Genomic DNA, 16,060 nt, shown 5'->3' on the forward strand with positions numbered 1-16,060 from the left:
AGCGGCCCGCCACCCGTCCGTCCGTCTCCCCGCTCTTCCAGCTCTCCCCGCTCTCCCAGCTCTCCCAGTGAAGGAGGTGCCGTCGTGCACACCCTGACCACCGCCGACTTCCTCGTCCGGCTCGCCACGGGGGTCGCCTGCGGCGCGCTCATCGGCGTCGAACGCCAGTGGCGGGCCAGGATGGCCGGCCTGCGCACCAACGCCCTGGTCGCCGCCGGCGCCACCCTGTTCGTGCTGTACAGCGAGGCCGTCGGCGACGCCGCCAGCCCCACCCGGGTCGCCTCCTACGTCGTCTCCGGCATCGGCTTCCTCGGCGGTGGCGTCATCCTGCGCGACGGCGCCGGCGTCCGCGGCCTCAACACCGCCGCCACGCTGTGGTGTTCGGCTGCCGTCGGGGTGCTCGCCGCCGCCGGGAAGCTCGAATTCGCCGTCCTCGGCACGCTCGGCGTCCTCGCCGTCCACCTGATCCTGCGCCCGGCCGGCCGGATGCTCGACCGGGCCCCGCAGTCCGGCAGCGACCCCGACTCCACCGTCCGCGCCACCGTCCACCTGGAATGCGAGCGCAAGGCCGAGACCCACATCCGGGCCCTGCTGCTCCAGGCCCTGTCCGCCTCCGGCCTCGCCCCCACCGGCCTGCGCGCCCGCCGCACCGACAGCGGCGACGCCACCAGCCTGCGCGCCACCGTGGCCATCACCGGGCAGGTCGCCCCGGCCCTCGAACAGGTCGTCAGCCGGCTCTCCCTCGAACCCGGCGTCCGCGACCTGCACTGGCACCTCGACGACGAACCCGACGACCCGAGCCGCCCGGCGCTCGCCTAGGGCGCGGCCCGGGGGAGGTAGAACGGAGGCACCGTCACGAGGCCGACCAGGAGGTCCCGATGTTCACCCCCGATCCCAGGCACGGGCCGCTGGTGCCGATGCTGCTGGTGCTCACCGTCGTCACCGGACTGGTGGACGCCGTCAGCTACCTCCGGCTCGGCCACGTCTTCGTCGCCAACATGACCGGCAACGTGGTCTTCCTCGGCTTCGCCCTGGCCGGTGCCGCCGGACTCTCCGCCACCGCCTCGCTGAGCGCCCTCGCCGCGTTCGTACTCGGCGCCCTGGTCGGGGGCCACCTCGCCCGACGGCTGCCCGACCACCGCGGGCGGCTGCTGACCACGGCGGTGGTCGCCCAGACGGTGTTCGTCGCCGCGAGCATCGCCCTGGCCACCGTGGCCGGCTACACCTCCGACCCGGCCCGCTACGGCCTCATCGGGCTGCTGGCCTTCGCCATGGGCGGCCAGAACGCGGTGGTCCGCTCCCTCAAGGTCCCCGACCTGACCACCACGGTGCTCACCATGACCATCACGGCCCTCGCCGCCGACCGCACCGGCCCCCGCCGGCTGGCCTCCGCCGTCTGGATGTTCGTCGGCGCCCTCGTCGGCGCCCTCCTCATCCGCCAGGCCGACGTCCCCGTCGCCCTGACCCTCGCCCTGGCCCTCCTCGTCGCCGTCGCGGCCCTCACCCACCGGGCCGCCGGAGCCCACCCCGCCCCGGACTGGACCCACCCGCTCTGACCTGGTGCCGCGTCCCGCTGCTCGCCGGTTCCCGCTCGTCCGCAGGGGTCAGTCGTCCTGGCGGTGGCCGGCGCGGCCGCTCCAGAGGGGTTCGAGGCGGGCCCAGCCCTGGGTCCAGGCCTCGTCGGCGCGGCGGTCGAGGACGTGCAGGCGAAGGCGCAGGGCGAGGGTGAGCAGGGCCAGGAGGGCGAGGAGGGCGCCGGCGCCGGTGCAGACGGCGGAGACGGCGACGGCGGCGCGGTTGGTCGGGGGCGAGGAGAGGGCTCCGGCGGGGTCGACCCAGACGGGGACGACGGTGCCGGTGACAGCCGTACGGGGGGCCTGGACGGTACCGGTGTGCGGCTGGCCGTCGGGGTAGGTCCAGGAGGCCTCGGCGTCGACGCGGGTGCTGTAGCCGGCGCCGAAGCGTCCTCCGGCGCCGGTGCCCGTGCCGGAGCCGTGGTCGGGGAGGGTGAGCACCACGGCGTCGACCTTGTGGAGGCGCAGGCGGTCGCTGTCGGCCTGGGGTGCGGTGGCGTGGTAGGCGAGCAGGGAGCTGCCGGTGGCGAAGGCGAGGGCGAGCAGGGCCCCGAAGGCGCTCAGCAGCCAGGCGCGGGCGCGGGCCCGGTCGACGGGCCGGACCAGCGGTTCGTGCCGGGCACCGAAGGCCCGCCGCAGCCGGCGGCCGGTTCGCGGCGGGCGCGACGATGGCCGGGCGGGGCGGGGTGTGCTGGACACGTCGACGGCTCCTCAGGGGGGTTGGGGCGGCGCAGTGGTGAGGTCGTGAGGCTTCGTCACCCAATTTCCACCCGGTGGCCGCCCGCGCACAAGAGTCGTGCGGGCTCGTACCACCGGGACCTGCGGACGGCGCCGCCGCGCGCCGGTCGCGTTCCGGGTCGCGCCCGGGTGCGCGGCCGCCCGGCGCCCCTTCGCGCACCAGGGACGTTCGGCCCTCGGCAGCGGCCGGGCGGGCGGGCAGGCTGGGGTCCGGCCGCATCCTTCGTGCCAGGGGACGGCTTGGCCCGGTTGACCGTGGGGGTGCCGGGCCGTGGTGCGGTGCAGGGGGTGAGCGTGGGGCTGCCTCCTGCCCGCCCGCACCCGGGTGACGGTGTTTCCGCCCAGGTTCTGATCGCGCTCCGGCCGCGCTCTGGCCGCGTTCTGACCGACTTCCGCCCGGGTCCCGGCCGGGTTCTGACGGGGTTTCCGCAGGCAGAGGCCGTATTCTCGCCAGCTATACACTCGGAGTATACGCGTGGGGTATGGTCTCCCCCATGAGTGTTCCTTTGACCCTGCTGGGGCTGCTGGAGCGGGAGCCGAGCCATGGCTACGACCTCAAGCGCGACTACGACTCCCTCTTCGGCCGCGGCAAACCCCTCCCGTACGGACAGGTGTACGCGACCCTCGGCCGGCTGGCCCGGGACGGCAAGGTGGTCGCGGGCGAGGCGGAGCCCGGCGACGGACCCGAACGCAAGCGCTACGTGATCACCGACGCGGGGGTGACGGAGTTCGAGACCTGGCTCCGGGATCCGGTCGCGCCCGAACCCAACCTGCAGAGCGTGCTGTTCACCAAGGTGGTGCTGGCCCTGATGCTGGGCCGCGACGCCGAGGAGTACCTGGACACCCAGCGCGCCGCCCACCTGCGCCGGATGCGCGAACTCACCGAACTGCGCCGCACCGGCGCCCTGGTGGACGCCCTGCTCGCCGACCACGGCCTGTTCCACCTGGACGCCGACCTGCGCTGGATCGACCTCACCGCCGCCCGCCTGGACGCGCTGGCCGAGGCGGTGCGCTCATGACCGCCGTGATCGAGGCCCGCGACGTCGCCCTGTCCTTCGGTGAAACCCCCGCCCTGCGCGGGGCGAGCCTGTCCGTCGAGGCCGGCGAGGTGCTCGCCATCATGGGCCCGAGCGGCTCGGGAAAGTCGACGTTACTGCACTGCCTGGCCGGCATCCTGGTGCCCGACGCGGGCGAGGTGCTGTTCAACGGGCAGCGCCTGGACACCCTGAACGAGGCGGGGCGCAGCGCCCTGCGCCGCGACAAGTTCGGCTTCGTGTTCCAGTTCGGCCAGCTCGTCCCGGAGTTGACGGCGGAGGAGAACGTGGCGCTGCCGCTGCTGCTGAACGGCGTGCGCCGCGCGGACGCTCTCGCGCAGGCCCGACCGTGGTTCGCCCGGCTCGGCCTGGACGGCATGGAGCGGCGCCGCTCCGGCGAACTGTCCGGTGGTCAGGCGCAGCGCGTGGCGCTGGCCCGGGGCCTGGTGGCCCGGCCGCAGGTGCTGTTCGCCGACGAGCCGACCGGCGCGCTGGACTCGCTGACCGGCGAGCAGGTGATGGAACTGATGGTCGGCTCGGCCCGGGAGCAGGGCACCACCGTCATCCTGGTCACCCACGAGCCGCGGGTCGCCGCCTACGCCGACCGCGAGGCGATCGTCCGCGACGGCCAGGCCCGCACGCTCTCCGCCGGGGCCGGGGCCGGGGCCGGGGCCGGAGCCGGGTCGGTGGCCTCGTGATCCGGTTCTCGCTCCGGCTGGCGGTCAGCGGCGGCCGGGAGGCGCTCGCCCGGCTGCTGATGATCGCGGCGGCGGTGGCGATCGGGGTCGGGCTGCTGCTGTCCACGCTCGCCAGCATGAACGCGATCGACCGTGCCAACCAGCGCCAGGTCTGGCTCGATTCCGGGGCCCGGAGCCGGACCGAGAGCGCGCAGGTCGACCCGCTGTGGTGGCGGCCCCACAACGACTACTACGACGGCTCGGAGATCCGCGAGATCGACGTCGCCGCGACCGGGCCGACCTCGCCCGTCCCGCCGGGGCTCGACCGGGTGCCGGCCCCCGGCGAGTACTACGCCTCCCCGGCGCTGGCAGCGCTGCTGCGCACCGTCCCGGCCGTCGAGCTGGGCGACCGCTTCCCGGGCCGGATGGCCGGCACCCTGAACGACTCGGCGATGCCCTCTCCGGACACGCTGGCCGTGGTCGTCGGCCGGACGGTCGGCGAGGTCGAGGCCGCGCCCCGCGCCGTCGCCGTCACCACCATCGCCACCACCCGGCCCGAGTGCGGGAACGGTGACTGCCTGAGCCGGGGCATCCGGGGTGACGCGATGACGCTCATCCTGTCGGTGGTGGGCGGTGCGATGATCTTCCCGGTGCTGATCTTCATCGGCACCGCGACCCGCCTGTCCGCCGCCACCCGGGAGCAGCGGTTCGCCGCGATGCGGCTGGTCGGTGCCACCCCGCGGCAGATCTCGGTGATCGCCGCGGTCGAGTCCACCGTCGCCGCGGTGGCCGGTACGGCCGCCGGCTTCGGCCTCTACCTGGCGCTGCGCCCGCTGGTGGCCGACGTGCCCTTCACCGGCGGCCGCTTCCACCTCGACGACCTGAGCCTGACCGGCCTCCAGGTGCTGGGCACCGTCCTGGCCGTGCCGCTCGCCTCGGCGGTGGCGGCCCGGTTCGCGCTGCGCCGGGTCACCGTCTCCCCGTTGGGCGTCAGCCGCCGGGTCACCCCGCGGCCGCCCCGGGCCTGGCGGCTGGTCCCGCTGCTGGCCGGGCTCGCGGAGCTGCTGTACTTCCTCGGCCGCCGCCCGGCCACCGGGAACGGACAGGCGGCGGCCTACCTGCCCGGGTTCCTGCTGGTGATGCTCGGCCTGGTGATCGCCGGGCCGTGGCTGACCATGGTCGCTGCCCGTGCGGTCGCCCGCCGCACCAGCCGTCCGGCCACGCTGATCGCGGTGCGCCGGCTCGCGGACGACCCGAAGGCCGGATTCCGCGCGGTCAGCGGCCTGATCCTGGCGCTGTTCGTCACCACGTCGACGGTCTGCGTCATCGGCACGATCAACGCCAACCGCGGCTCGCTGGACGGCGACCAGTCGTCCCGCGCGTCCGTGGTGCAAGGCGACTACCGGGACGGCAGGCAACTGACGGACGCGGTGCCGGAGCAGGTCCTGGCACAGGCGCGGGCCGTGCCGGGCCTGCGGGGTCTCGCGGTGCTCCACACCAACCCGGCCGGCCTCGGGAAGATCCCGGTCAGTCCCCGCCCGGACGCCCCGCTCCTCACCCCCGGCCTGGTGTCCTGCGCGGACCTCGCCGAGGTCCCGGTGGTCGGCCACTGCGCGGCCGGGGCGAGCGTGGCGGCCGTCCCGTCGCGCGAGTTCCTCAACCTCACCTCGCACCCGGACGCCGAGTGGCCCGCCGTCCCGGTCTCCGCGGAGGAGGTCGCGAAGCTCCCGGTCCAACTGCTCTACGCCACGACCGACGGATCGACGGCGGCGAAGGAGCAGGTCCGGACGGTGTTCACTGCGGCGTGGCCCGACCACGACGCGCACACGGTCGGTGACTGGGCCACCGAAGGCCAGCAACGGCTCGCCGGATGGCGGCAGTTGGCGAACGTGGTGCTGCTGACCACGCTCCCGATCGCCGGGTGCAGCCTCGCGGTCAGCGTGGTGGCCGGACTCTCCGACCGCAGGCGGCCGTTCGCGATGCTGCGGCTCACCGGTTCGCCGCTGCGCCTGCTCCAGCGGGTGATCGCGCTGGAGAGCGTGCTGCCGCTGCTGTCGGTGGCGGTGATCTCGATCGGCGCGGCCCTCGCCGCCTCGGCCCTGTTCCTCAGCTCCCAGATGGACTACCACCTGGTGTCGCCGGGCGCGGTGTACTTCGGCTTCGTCGCCCTCGGCGTGGTGGCCTCGGTCGGGATCATCGCCTCGACGCTGCCGCTGCTGAAGCGGATCACCGGCCCCGAGGCCGCCCGCAACGGCTGACGGCCCGCCGCCGCCCGGCGTGGGCGGCGGCCCGTCGCCGTTCGGGCGAGCCGGACCGTCGGCGCCCGGGTGAGCTGGACCGTCGCCGCCCGGGCGTACCCCGTCACCCTCAGCGGGTGACGGGGTACCCGGTCGTTCCGGCCCGGACCGCCGACGGCCGTTGCGGCAGCCAGCTGCCGAGGACCAGCGAGGACGGGTAGAACATCGGCTCCGGCAGCGCGTCCAGCGCGACGCGCTCCCAGCCGCCGCAGGCGTGCGGCTCGGTGACGACCGCCTCGGCCAGGCTCGGCGGCGCCAGCACGGCGGCGGTCAGCCGGGGCCGGCCGAGCTCGTGGTCGAGCAGGAGGGCGAGCACCCGCATCTGCTCGGCGGGCAGCACGATGCCGGTCTCCTCGGCGAGTTCGCGGGCCGCGGTCTGCTCGAAGGACTCGCCGGGATCGACCTTTCCGCCGGGCAGGCTCCAGGTGGGCGGCTCGCCGGCGGTGGTGCGCCGACCGATCAGCACCCGGCCGTCCCCGGTGGGCACGATGATTCCTGCGCCGAGCAGCGGTGCGGTGGTCAATTCGCCATCTCCTTCGCGGGGATCCTCGCGGGGGACCGGGGTTACCAGTTGGAGCGCTCGTAGTCCTTCAGGAAGCAGCCGTACAGGTCCTCGCCGAGCTCGCCGCGGACGATCGGGTCGTACACCCGGGCCGCGCCGTCGACCAGGTCGAGCGGGGCGTGGAAGCCCTCGTCGGCCAGCCGCATCTTGTCCGGGTGCGGCCGCTCGTCGGTGATCCAGCCGGTGTCGACGGCGGTCATCAGGATGCCGTCGGTCTCGAACATCTCGTGCGCGCTGGTGCGGGTGAGCATGTTGAGCGCGGCCTTGGCCATGTTGGTGTGCGGGTGGCCGGCGCCCTTGTAGCCGCGCTGGAACACGCCCTCCATCGCGGAGACGTTGACCACGTACTTGCGGCGGGAGGCGGAGGCGGCCATCGCCGGGCGCAGCTGGCTGATCAGGATGAACGGCGCGGTGGAGTTGCAGAGTTGGACCTCCAGCAGCTCGACCGGGCCGACCTCCTGGACGGTCTGCACCCAGCTGTTGGTGGGCGCGAGGTCGGGCACCAGCCCGCCGGCGTCGATCGCGGTGCCGGCCTCGATCCGGGCGGGAGTGGCGGAGCCGGTGACGAGCGCGAGCGAGGTGACGTCCTCGGCGGCCATCCGCTGCGCGTCGCCGCTCGCCTGGTGGGGGAGGGCGGGAAGGTCGACGCTGCCGCTGCCGAAGCGGCCGATGGTGGTGGCCTGCGGCAGCTCGCCGGCCGGCAGCGGCGCGGACTCGGCGGCGAGCAGCTCGCGGTAGGACTCCGGCGGGCGGCGCACGGTCTGCGCGGCGTTGTTGATCAGGATGTCCAGCGGGCCGTCGGCGGCGACCTCGTCGGCGAGCGCCATGACCTGGGCCGGGTCGCGCAGGTCGATGCCGACGACCTTGAGGCGGTGGATCCACTCGGCGCTGTCCGGCATCGCGGTGAAGCGGCGGATGGCGTCGTTGGGGAAGCGCGTGGTGATGGTGGTGTGGGCGCCGTCGCGCAGCAGCATCAGCGCGATGTACATGCCGATCTTGGCCCGGCCGCCGGTGAGCAGCGCGCGCTTGCCGGTGAGGTCGGCGCGGGCGTCCCGGTGGGACCGGTTCTTGACGGCGCAGTCCTGGCAGAGGTTGTGGTAGAACGCGTCGACCTCGACGTACCGCTGCTTGCACGTGTAGCAGGAGCGGGGCCGCTCCAGGATGCCGGCGATCTCGGTGCTGGTGACGGTGGTCAGGCCGAAGGCGCCGGCGGTCTCGTCGTCGATCCGGGTGGGGGCGCCGGTGGCGGTGCGCGCGGTGACCTCGCGGTCGTTGGCGGTCTTGCGGGCCCGGGTCTCCTGGCGGCGGCGCTGCTTGAGGGTCCGGAATATGCCGCCGACGGCCTGGCGGACGGTGATCGCGTCCGGGTGGTCGACGTGCAGCTGGTCGAGCTCGGCGAGCACGTCCAGGCAGAGCCGCAGCCGCTCGGGGTCGAGGCCGGGACCGTAGTCGATCTCCTCCCCGGTGTCCGTGTCGCTCTGGTCCTGCTTGATGTCCACGCCCGCCGTCATTGCCTGTCGCCGCTTCCCGCTCGCCTCGCCGTTACCGCGTGAATGCTACGGGAGCGGCCCTGGCCGGGGCGAAAACCGTCGGACTTGGATGATCGTCCAAGTCTACGCGCGGAGCATTGATCATGGTTTGTACACAGTGCCAGCAATGGGCCTCGAACTGGCTTTTGATCCCACCGTCCCGGAGAATCGAATGCTGGGTGCCGGGCGCCCGAGTGCGCCCGGCGGCAGTGCCGCAACCGCACCCGAGGTGTAATTTCTCCCAGCCAGAGAGCCCCCTTCATGCGCTTCCTGAACGACCTCAAGCCCTCGTACGACCTCACGTACGACGACGTCTTCATGGTCCCCAGCCGTTCCGCCGTGGGCTCCCGGCAGGCGGTCGACCTCTCCTCGAACGACGGCACCGGCACCACCATCCCGCTGGTCGTCGCCAACATGACCGCCATCGCGGGCCGCCGGATGGCCGAGACCGTCGCCCGCCGCGGCGGCCTGGTCGCGATCCCGCAGGACATCCCCACCGAGGTCATCGCCGAGGTCGTCTCCTGGGTCAAGCAGCGCCACCTGGTGCACGACACCCCGATCACCCTCGCCCCGGGCGCCACCGTCGCCGAGGCGCTGTCGCTGCTGCCCAAGCGCGCGCACGGCGCCCTCGTGGTCGTCGAGGACGGCAAGCCGGTCGGCGTCGTCACCGACTCCGACTGCCAGGGCGTGGACCGCTTCACCAGCCTCGCCGACGTGATGTCCCGCGACCTGCTGCTCCTGGACGAGGGCATCGACCCGCGCACCGCCTTCGACAAGCTCACCGAGGCGCACCGCAAGCTCGCCCCGGTCGTCGACGCCGAGGGCCGGCTCGTCGGCATCCTCACCCGCAAGGGCGCGCTGCGCGCCACCCTGTACACCCCGGCCGTGGACGCCGCCGGCAAGCTGCGGATCGCCGCCACCGTCGGCATCAACGGCGACGTGGCCGGCAAGGCCAAGGCCCTGATCGACGCCGGCGCCGACGTGCTGGTCGTGGACACCGCGCACGGCCACCAGGAATCGATGATCAGCGCGCTGCGCGCGGTGCGCGGCCTCGACCCGCGGATCCCGATCGTGGCCGGCAACGTGGTCTCCGCCGCCGGTGTCCGCGACCTGGTCGAGGCGGGCGCCGACATCCTCAAGGTCGGCGTCGGCCCCGGCGCCATGTGCACCACCCGGATGATGACCGGCGTCGGCCGCCCGCAGTTCTCCGCCGTGCTGGAGTGCGCCGCCGAGGCGCGCCGGCTCGGCAAGCACGTGTGGGCCGACGGCGGCGTCCGCCACCCGCGCGACGTCGCGATGGCACTGGCCGCCGGCGCCTCCAACGTGATGATCGGCTCCTGGTTCGCCGGCACCTACGAGTCCCCGGGCGACCTGCAGACCGCCGCCGACGGCCGCCAGTACAAGGAGAGCTTCGGCATGGCCTCGGCCCGTGCGGTCAGCAACCGCACCTCCCAGGACTCCTCGTACGACCGGGCCCGCAAGGCGCTGTTCGAGGAGGGCATCTCGCACTCCCGGATGTTCGTCGACCCGGCCCGCCCGGGCGTCGAGGACCTGATCGACTCGATCGTGGCCGGTGTGCGCAGCTCCTGCACCTACGCGGGCGCCAACACCCTGGAGGAGTTCCAGGAGAAGGCGATCGTCGGCATCCAGAGCGCGGCCGGCTACGCCGAGGGCAAGCCGCTGCACTCCAGCTGGGCCTGATCGGGCCGGGCCCGAGCGCCCTCTCCTTCACCGGCCGGCCGGTTCCTCGCCTCGGGGAGCCGGCCGGCCGCCGTGCGGGGCGCGTCCGGTGCCTTGCGGGGTACGTCCGGCGCCTTGCCTGGTGCGTTGGGCGCCGTGCCCGGTGCGTGCAGTGCCTTGCCTGGTACGGCCGGTGCGGCCGGTGCGTCCGCCGTGCGTGGTGCGCCGCAGGCTGCGTCCCGTGCGGGGTGCGGGCCGAGCGGGAGCAGCAGGGCGTGGCCGAGCAGGCCGGCCGAGCAGTCCAGGGCGGCGGCGAAGGCCCGCGCGGCGGTCGGCACCGCGCGCAGCTCCCAGAGCGCCTGGACAGCCGACCACGCCCCCTCGCGGGCGGCCTCCACTGACCAGACGCCGAGCAGGTGGGTGAGCGGCTCGGCGCGCTCCAGCACGTCCGGGCCGGGCATCAGCTCCTCCCGGACGGCCGTCTCCACCTCCGCCAGCAGGCCGTTGATCCGGTGGTAGTCCGCCGCGAGCCCGGCCGGCTCGCAGCCCCGCCGCAGGCAGGTGTCCACGACGGCGAGCGGCAGGTCGTGCTGGATGTGGGCGTTCATCCCGGCCAGCGCGAACTGCAGCGGGTGCACCCCCGGGTGGGCGCGCAGCGCGAACAGCGGCCGCCAGCAGGCGGGCGGCTCCTGCCCGGCCGTGTCGGCGGCCACGGCCAGCAGGTAGCGCCCGGCGAACACCGTGTCCAGTTCGGCCATCGCCGCCGGATCGGCGAAGTACGAGCCGCCGAGCCGGTCGCGGACGGCCTCCGTGACGGTGAGGTAGAGCCGGTTGAAGACCGCCACCCCGTCCGCCGGGGGCAGACCCGCCCCGATCTCCCGCAGCCGACCGACCACCTCCTCGACCGTGACCGGCGCCGTGACGTGAGCCGTGACTGGCGCCGCGACCGTATTCGCGGCCAGCATCGCGACCGGCGTGCCGTCCGCCGCCATCGTCGTACCGGGCATGCGCCACCCTCCGATGTCGATCGTGCACTGATCGCATCATCGTGGCAGCGCGGACGGCAGCCCGGTGCGTGCGGCACGCGGCGCGCGGGGGAGACCAGGTGATCAGCCCAGGTCGTACTCCAGGACGTAGGTGTGGGTGCCGGCCTCGTCGACGGTCAGGCGGAACTCGCCGGTGAGCCCGGCCAGCTCGCCCGACCCGGTGCCCGGCACCACGCGTATGGTCGTCCCGCCGGTGTCCCATGCCGCGTGCTGGAGCACGAACGAGCCCCTCCGCCCGTCCAGTTCGCCCGTCACGTGCTCCACCGCGACGTACGACGCCGGGCCGCCCGAGGGGCCCGCGACGGAGAGCATCCGCACCTCGCTGGTGCCGCTCAGCCCGCCCGTGAAGTTCTTGGAGATCCGGACCCGCCCGAAGGCCGCACCCTCGCGCTCCTCCGTCTCCACCGGTTCGAAGCTGGTCAGCTCGAACGACCCGCTGGCCTTGGACCCCATGGCGCTCTCCTCCCGACGATCGTCACCCGGCCGGCCCCTCACCGACCGTGTGTGAAGCCTTGCACACGGCTCTGACAATCGGCCGGGCCGTCACTGCTCCCGCCGGCCCGCCGGCCTGCTCGTCCGCCCGTCAGTGCTCCCAGCGGAGCGCCAGCAGCGCCGCGTCGTCCGTCAGCCCGGCGTCGCCGACCCAGCCGTCGACGTCCGCGAGCAGGTCCTCCAGCAGGTCTGCCGGGCTCCCCGCGGGCAGCTCCGGCAGCCGCTCCTCCAGCGGGTAGAACCGCCCCTCGGCGTTGCGGGCCTCGGTGATGCCGTCGGTGTACAGGAGCAGCAGGTCCCCCGGCAGCGGCTCGAAGCGGCCCGTCGGATAGCCGTCACCGGTCAGCCCCAGCAGCCCGAGCGGCGGCGCGGCGTACGGCGGCGTCAGCGCGTGCACCCGGCCCGCGCGGCGCAGCAGCGGGGGTGGGTGCCCGCAGTTGACCACGCCGACCTGCCCCCGCTCCGCGGGCACGGTGAGCAGCAGCGCGGTGGCGAAGCGCCCCTCGCCCGGTCGGGCGGCGAGCGCCGCGTCCAGCCGCTCGGCCAGCCGCCCGAGATCGGGCTCCGTCCGGGCCGCCTCGCGGAACACCCCCAGCACGTCCGCCGCCGTCTCCACCGCCGGAAGCCCGTGCCCCTGCACGTCCCCGAGCAGGATCCGGGCGCCGTAGCGGGTGTCGACCACCGCGTACAGGTCCCCGCCGATGCGTGCCTCGGCCGCCGCCGCGACGTAGCGCACCGCGGTGCGCAGCCGCCCGATCCGCTCCGGCGGCGGGCGCAGCAGGGCCCGCTGCGCCGCCTCGGCGACCGTCCGGACGTGGAACAGCTCCCGTTCCCGGGCCGAGACCAGGACGACGTTGGCGGCGCTGGCCAGGGTCGCCGCGAGCACCGTGATCAGCGCGGTGATGTGCACCTCGGCCGGCAGTTCGGTGTTGGTGGTCTCCAGCAGCCCGACCGCCACGACGGCGATGCCCCCGGCGGCCAGCGGCACCCGGGCGCTGCGGGTGGTCGCCCCGGCCAGGACCGGCGCGACGGCCAGTACGGGGGAGAGGGTCGTCCCCGGCCCGGTCACCAGGTCGGCCACCACGGCGGCGACCAGCAGCCCGAAGGCGCCGACCAGCAGCATCCGGGTGCGCCGCGGCAGGTGCAGCGGCGGCACACCGCCCGGGCCGTCTGCGCTCACACGTCCTCCCGGCTGCTCCCGGCGGATTGGCGACCTACCGTCCACTGTGCTCCGCACTCCCCGTGAGCGGCACCTCGGGGACCTCGGCCGAGGCCGCCCCTGGGGCGGGTCTTCAAACCCCCGCCTGCGCGCCGACGCCGGGGCACGCACCTCGCGGCGTTGTCGTCGGTCGCCGATGGCCCCCAGCCTTCGGCCGGGAGGTGCCCCCACCGCATGGACTCCCTCCTCCGCCTTGCGATGCACGCACCCCAACGCCGCCACGCCCGCCCTCCGGGCGGACGACGGGGGCTTGAAGACCCGCCCCAGCGGGCGGACTACGCTGGCCGGGAGATGAGACGCAAGAGCCGCCGCCCGGCCTCCCCCCTTCCGCAGCGCCACGGTGTGGACCCGGTGCACCTGCGGCTGCCGCCCGAGGGCCCCTGGCCGACCGTCCGCGCCTACCTGGTCGAGCGGCTGCCGGCCGTGGGCGCCGCGCGGATCGACGCGGCGTTGAGCGGCCGCGAGATCGTCGGCGAGCACGGCCCGGTCGCCCCGGACGAGCCGTTCCGGCCCGGCGCGCACCTGTGGTTCTACCGGGACCTCCCCGAGGAGGTCCACGTCCCGTTCGAACTGGAGGTGCTGCACCGCGACGAACACCTGGTCGTCGTCGACAAGCCGCACTTCCTGGCCACCACCCCGCGCGGCCGGCACGTCGTCGAGACGGCGCTGTCCCGGCTGCGGCACAGTCTCGACCTGCCCGCCCTCAGCCCCGCGCACCGGCTCGACCGGCTCACCGCGGGCCTGGCCATGTTCGTGGTGCGGCCCGAGGAGCGCGGTGCCTACCAGACGCTGTTCAGCGACCGGCTGGTGCGCAAGGAGTACCAGGCGATCGCCCCGTACGACCCGGCGCTGGACCTGCCGCGCACCGTGCGCAGCCACATCCTCAAGGAGCGCGGGGTGATCGCGGCCCGGGAGCTCGACGCGCCGCCGAACAGCGAGAGCCGGATCGACCTGCTGGAACGCCGCGACGGCCTGGCCCGCTACCGGCTGCGGCCGCTGAGCGGGCGCACCCACCAGCTGCGGCTGCACATGTGCGGCCTCGGCGTGCCGATCCTCGGTGACCCGGTGTATCCGGTGGTGCTGCCCGAACCGGCCCCGGACGACTTCCGCCGCCCGCTCCAACTCCTCGCCTCGGTGGTCGAGTTCACCGACCCGCTGACCGGCCGGGAGCACCGCTTCGACACCCGCCGCGCCCTCGCCGCCTGGACGGACCCGCAAGCCTGGGCCGCCGGCCCCGGTCCGGCGACCCAGAGGCCGTAGGCCCAACGGACGACCGGGTCCCGGTTCCGGTGGCCGATCCGCCGCCGCCTCCTGCGGGGCGAGGGTGGGGGCATGAACGCAGCACAGCACACCGCCCCCGCCCCCGTCGCCGTGGTCACCGGTGCCTCCCGGGGGCTCGGCCTGGCGCTCGCCCGGGCCCTCGCCGCCGACGGCTGGCAGTTGGTGATCAGCGCCCGCGGCGCGGCCGGACTCGCCGCCGCCGAGGCGGCCCTGGCCGCCGTCACCAAGGTCGTCGCCCTCCCCGGTTCCATCGTCGACGACGACCACCGCGCCCACCTGACCGCGGCCGCCGACGGGCTCGGCGGCGCGAGCCTGCTGGTCAACAACGCCGGTACGCTCAACGGCGCCACCGCGCCCGGCGCCGAACCGCTGCCCCGGCTGGCCGACTTCCCGCTGCCGGACCTGCTGGAGACCTTCGAGGTCAACGCGCTCGCCCCGATCGCCCTCACCCAGCTCGTCCTGCCGCAGCTGCGCGCCCACGCCGGGGCCGTGCTCAACATCAGTTCGGACGCCGCCGTCGTGCCCTATCTCGGCTGGGGCGGCTACGGCGCCAGCAAGGCGGCGCTCGACCTCGCCACCGCCGTACTCGCCCGGGAGGAGCCGGAGTTGCGGGTGTGGGCGGTGGACCCGGGAAGCATGCGCACCGGGATGTTGCAGGAGGCCAGCCCCGGTGAGGACATCTCCGGCGAGCCGCTGCCCGAGGAGGTGGTGCCGGTCCTGCTCGGACTGCTGCACGACCGCGCCCCCTCCGGCCGCTACCGCGTCGAGGACCTGAGGGCCGCGGCCCGGGGTGGGCGATGACCGGACTGGCGGACCTCGGCCTCGACGTCGCCGTGCCGCCCGAACTCTCCGCCCGGGCACCGGCGGAGGCGCGCGGCGGGGCGCGGGACGGGGTGCGGATGCTGGTCGGCCGGCGCGACCGGGGGAGCGTCGAGCACCACCGCTTCACCGGGCTGCCCGGGGTGCTGCGCGCGGGTGACCTGTTGGTGGTCAACAACTCGGCCACCCTGCCGGCCGCGCTGCCCGGCCGGCTGCCCGACGGTACGGCGGTCGCGCTGCACCTGTCCTCCGCCCAGCCCGACCAACGCGGCTCCTACCTGGTGGAGTTGCGGCGGGTGGTGTCGGGTGCGGCGGCCGCCTGCTACCCGCCGGCCGACTCCCCGGCCCGGCCTGGTCTGCGGGTGGCGCTGCCCGCCGGTGGCGCGGCCGAGCTGGTCGCACCGTTCACCGCCCGGCTCTGGTACGCCCGACTGACCTTTCCAGCAGGGCTGTTGTCGTACCTGGAGGCGCACGGCAAGGCGATCCGGTACGGCTACGTGGACCGCGACTGGCCGATCGAGGCCTACCAGACGGCCTTCGCGACCGTCCCCGGCAGCAGCGAGATGCCCAGCGCCGCAAGGCCGTTCAGCGCGGAGGTGGTGGCCCGGCTGGCGGGTCGCGGGGTGCTGGTCGCGCCGGTCACGCTGCACACCGGGGTGGCCTCGCCGGAGGCGCACGAGGCGCCGTACGCCGAGTGGTTCCACGTCCCGGCGGCCACCGCCCGCCTGGTCGGCCATGTGCGGGCCGGCGGCGGGCGGGTGATCGCCGTCGGCACCACGGTGGTGCGCGCCCTGGAGTCGGCCGCCGCGCCGGACGGCACCGTCCAGGAGGCGGACGGCTGGACGGAGTTGGTGATCACCCCGGAGCGCGGGGTGCGCGCGGTCGACGGCCTGCTCACCGGCTGGCACGAGCCCCGCGCCTCGCACCTGCTGATGCTGGCCGCCGTCGCCGGGCGGCCCCTGCTCGCCGAGTGCTACCGGGCTGCCGTCCAGCACCGTTACCTCTGGCACGAGTTCGGCGACGTGAACCTGCTCCTGCCGGACTGAGCCCGCGGGCCGTGCCTCCTGGTCGCGGGCCGAACCGCCCGGTCGCAGGCCGCGCCACCCGGTCGC

The 16,060-nt window shown here is 74.8% G+C and carries 15 protein-coding genes; 9 read left to right on the plus strand and 6 right to left on the minus strand.

What is annotated here, in order from left to right; all coding sequences use genetic code 11:
* Positions 1-84 precede the first annotated feature (84 nt).
* Positions 85-819 carry an MgtC/SapB family protein gene (locus ACFV6D_RS02280; RefSeq protein WP_063346501.1) on the plus strand — a complete coding sequence of 245 codons (735 nt, stop codon included), beginning with the start codon at positions 85-87 and terminating at the stop codon, positions 817-819.
* Positions 820-878: 59 nt separating this feature from the next.
* Positions 879-1,556 (plus strand): YoaK family protein, encoded by a 678-nt coding sequence (locus ACFV6D_RS02285; RefSeq protein WP_380557824.1) that lies wholly within the window; start codon positions 879-881, stop codon positions 1,554-1,556.
* A gap of 48 nt (positions 1,557-1,604) precedes the next feature.
* On the opposite strand, the gene ACFV6D_RS02290 is transcribed toward ACFV6D_RS02285, so the two are convergent.
* Positions 1,605-2,273 carry a hypothetical protein gene (locus ACFV6D_RS02290; RefSeq protein ID WP_063346499.1) on the minus strand — a complete coding sequence of 223 codons (669 nt, stop codon included), beginning with the start codon at positions 2,271-2,273 and terminating at the stop codon, positions 1,605-1,607.
* Positions 2,274-2,806: 533 nt separating this feature from the next.
* Between ACFV6D_RS02290 and ACFV6D_RS02295 the strand changes: the two genes are divergently transcribed.
* The 3 genes from ACFV6D_RS02295 to ACFV6D_RS02305 are packed head-to-tail and all read left to right on the plus strand — an operon-like array spanning position 2,807 to position 6,281.
* Positions 2,807-3,331: a PadR family transcriptional regulator gene (locus ACFV6D_RS02295; RefSeq protein ID WP_063346498.1), complete on the plus strand. Its 525-nt coding sequence runs from the start codon at positions 2,807-2,809 to the stop codon at positions 3,329-3,331.
* A complete protein-coding gene (locus ACFV6D_RS02300; RefSeq protein WP_063346497.1) occupies positions 3,328-4,044 on the plus strand; it encodes an ABC transporter ATP-binding protein in 717 nt (238 codons plus the stop codon). Before ACFV6D_RS02295 ends, ACFV6D_RS02300 begins: the two co-directional genes overlap by 4 nt.
* Complete coding sequence (locus ACFV6D_RS02305; RefSeq protein WP_380557827.1) at positions 4,041-6,281, plus strand: FtsX-like permease family protein; 2,241 nt, start codon at positions 4,041-4,043, stop codon at positions 6,279-6,281. Before ACFV6D_RS02300 ends, ACFV6D_RS02305 begins: the two co-directional genes overlap by 4 nt.
* Before the next feature lie 109 nt (positions 6,282-6,390).
* Here ACFV6D_RS02305 and ACFV6D_RS02310 read toward each other — a convergent pair whose 3' ends face one another.
* Both ACFV6D_RS02310 and ACFV6D_RS02315 read right to left on the minus strand, forming a co-directional pair.
* The gene (locus ACFV6D_RS02310) at positions 6,391-6,843 is read right to left on the minus strand and encodes an NUDIX hydrolase (RefSeq protein ID WP_380376571.1); all 453 of its coding nucleotides are present in this window, start codon (positions 6,841-6,843) and stop codon (positions 6,391-6,393) included.
* A 41-nt stretch (positions 6,844-6,884) separates the two neighbouring features.
* Complete coding sequence (locus ACFV6D_RS02315) at positions 6,885-8,375, minus strand: SDR family NAD(P)-dependent oxidoreductase (protein ID WP_380483941.1); 1,491 nt, start codon at positions 8,373-8,375, stop codon at positions 6,885-6,887.
* 297 nt (positions 8,376-8,672) lie between these two features.
* Between ACFV6D_RS02315 and ACFV6D_RS02320 the strand changes: the two genes are divergently transcribed.
* Entirely contained in the window at positions 8,673-10,112 is a 1,440-nt protein-coding gene (locus ACFV6D_RS02320; RefSeq protein ID WP_380343415.1) for a GuaB1 family IMP dehydrogenase-related protein, read from the plus strand.
* Here ACFV6D_RS02320 and ACFV6D_RS02325 read toward each other — a convergent pair.
* The 3 genes from ACFV6D_RS02325 to ACFV6D_RS02335 all read right to left on the minus strand — a co-directional run bounded on the left by ACFV6D_RS02325 (position 10,073) and on the right by ACFV6D_RS02335 (position 12,809).
* A complete protein-coding gene (locus ACFV6D_RS02325; protein WP_380557830.1) occupies positions 10,073-11,098 on the minus strand; it encodes a DUF5995 family protein in 1,026 nt (341 codons plus the stop codon). The two genes, ACFV6D_RS02320 and ACFV6D_RS02325, sit on opposite strands and share 40 nt — an antisense overlap.
* A 102-nt stretch (positions 11,099-11,200) precedes the next feature.
* Positions 11,201-11,590, minus strand: a complete 390-nt coding sequence (locus ACFV6D_RS02330) for a DUF3224 domain-containing protein (RefSeq protein ID WP_380557833.1) — start codon at positions 11,588-11,590, stop codon at positions 11,201-11,203.
* 130 nt (positions 11,591-11,720) lie between these two features.
* Positions 11,721-12,809 carry a PP2C family protein-serine/threonine phosphatase gene (locus ACFV6D_RS02335; protein WP_380557836.1) on the minus strand — a complete coding sequence of 363 codons (1,089 nt, stop codon included), beginning with the start codon at positions 12,807-12,809 and terminating at the stop codon, positions 11,721-11,723.
* A 330-nt stretch (positions 12,810-13,139) separates the two neighbouring features.
* On the opposite strand from ACFV6D_RS02335, the gene ACFV6D_RS02340 reads away from it, so the two are divergent.
* From ACFV6D_RS02340 to ACFV6D_RS02350, 3 genes are all read left to right on the plus strand, one after another.
* Positions 13,140-14,108, plus strand: a complete 969-nt coding sequence (locus ACFV6D_RS02340; protein WP_380557839.1) for a pseudouridine synthase — start codon at positions 13,140-13,142, stop codon at positions 14,106-14,108.
* Between the two features lie 72 nt (positions 14,109-14,180).
* Entirely contained in the window at positions 14,181-14,930 is a 750-nt protein-coding gene (locus tag ACFV6D_RS02345) for an SDR family NAD(P)-dependent oxidoreductase (protein WP_363369728.1), read from the plus strand.
* Positions 14,927-15,994, plus strand: coding sequence for an S-adenosylmethionine:tRNA ribosyltransferase-isomerase (locus tag ACFV6D_RS02350; RefSeq protein ID WP_380557842.1), 1,068 nt, complete (start codon positions 14,927-14,929; stop codon positions 15,992-15,994). Before ACFV6D_RS02345 ends, ACFV6D_RS02350 begins: the two co-directional genes overlap by 4 nt.
* Positions 15,995-16,060 lie beyond the last annotated feature (66 nt).

The sequence above is a fragment of the Kitasatospora sp. NPDC059812 genome (genome assembly GCF_042732075.1).
Taxonomy (GTDB): domain Bacteria; phylum Actinomycetota; class Actinomycetes; order Streptomycetales; family Streptomycetaceae; genus Kitasatospora.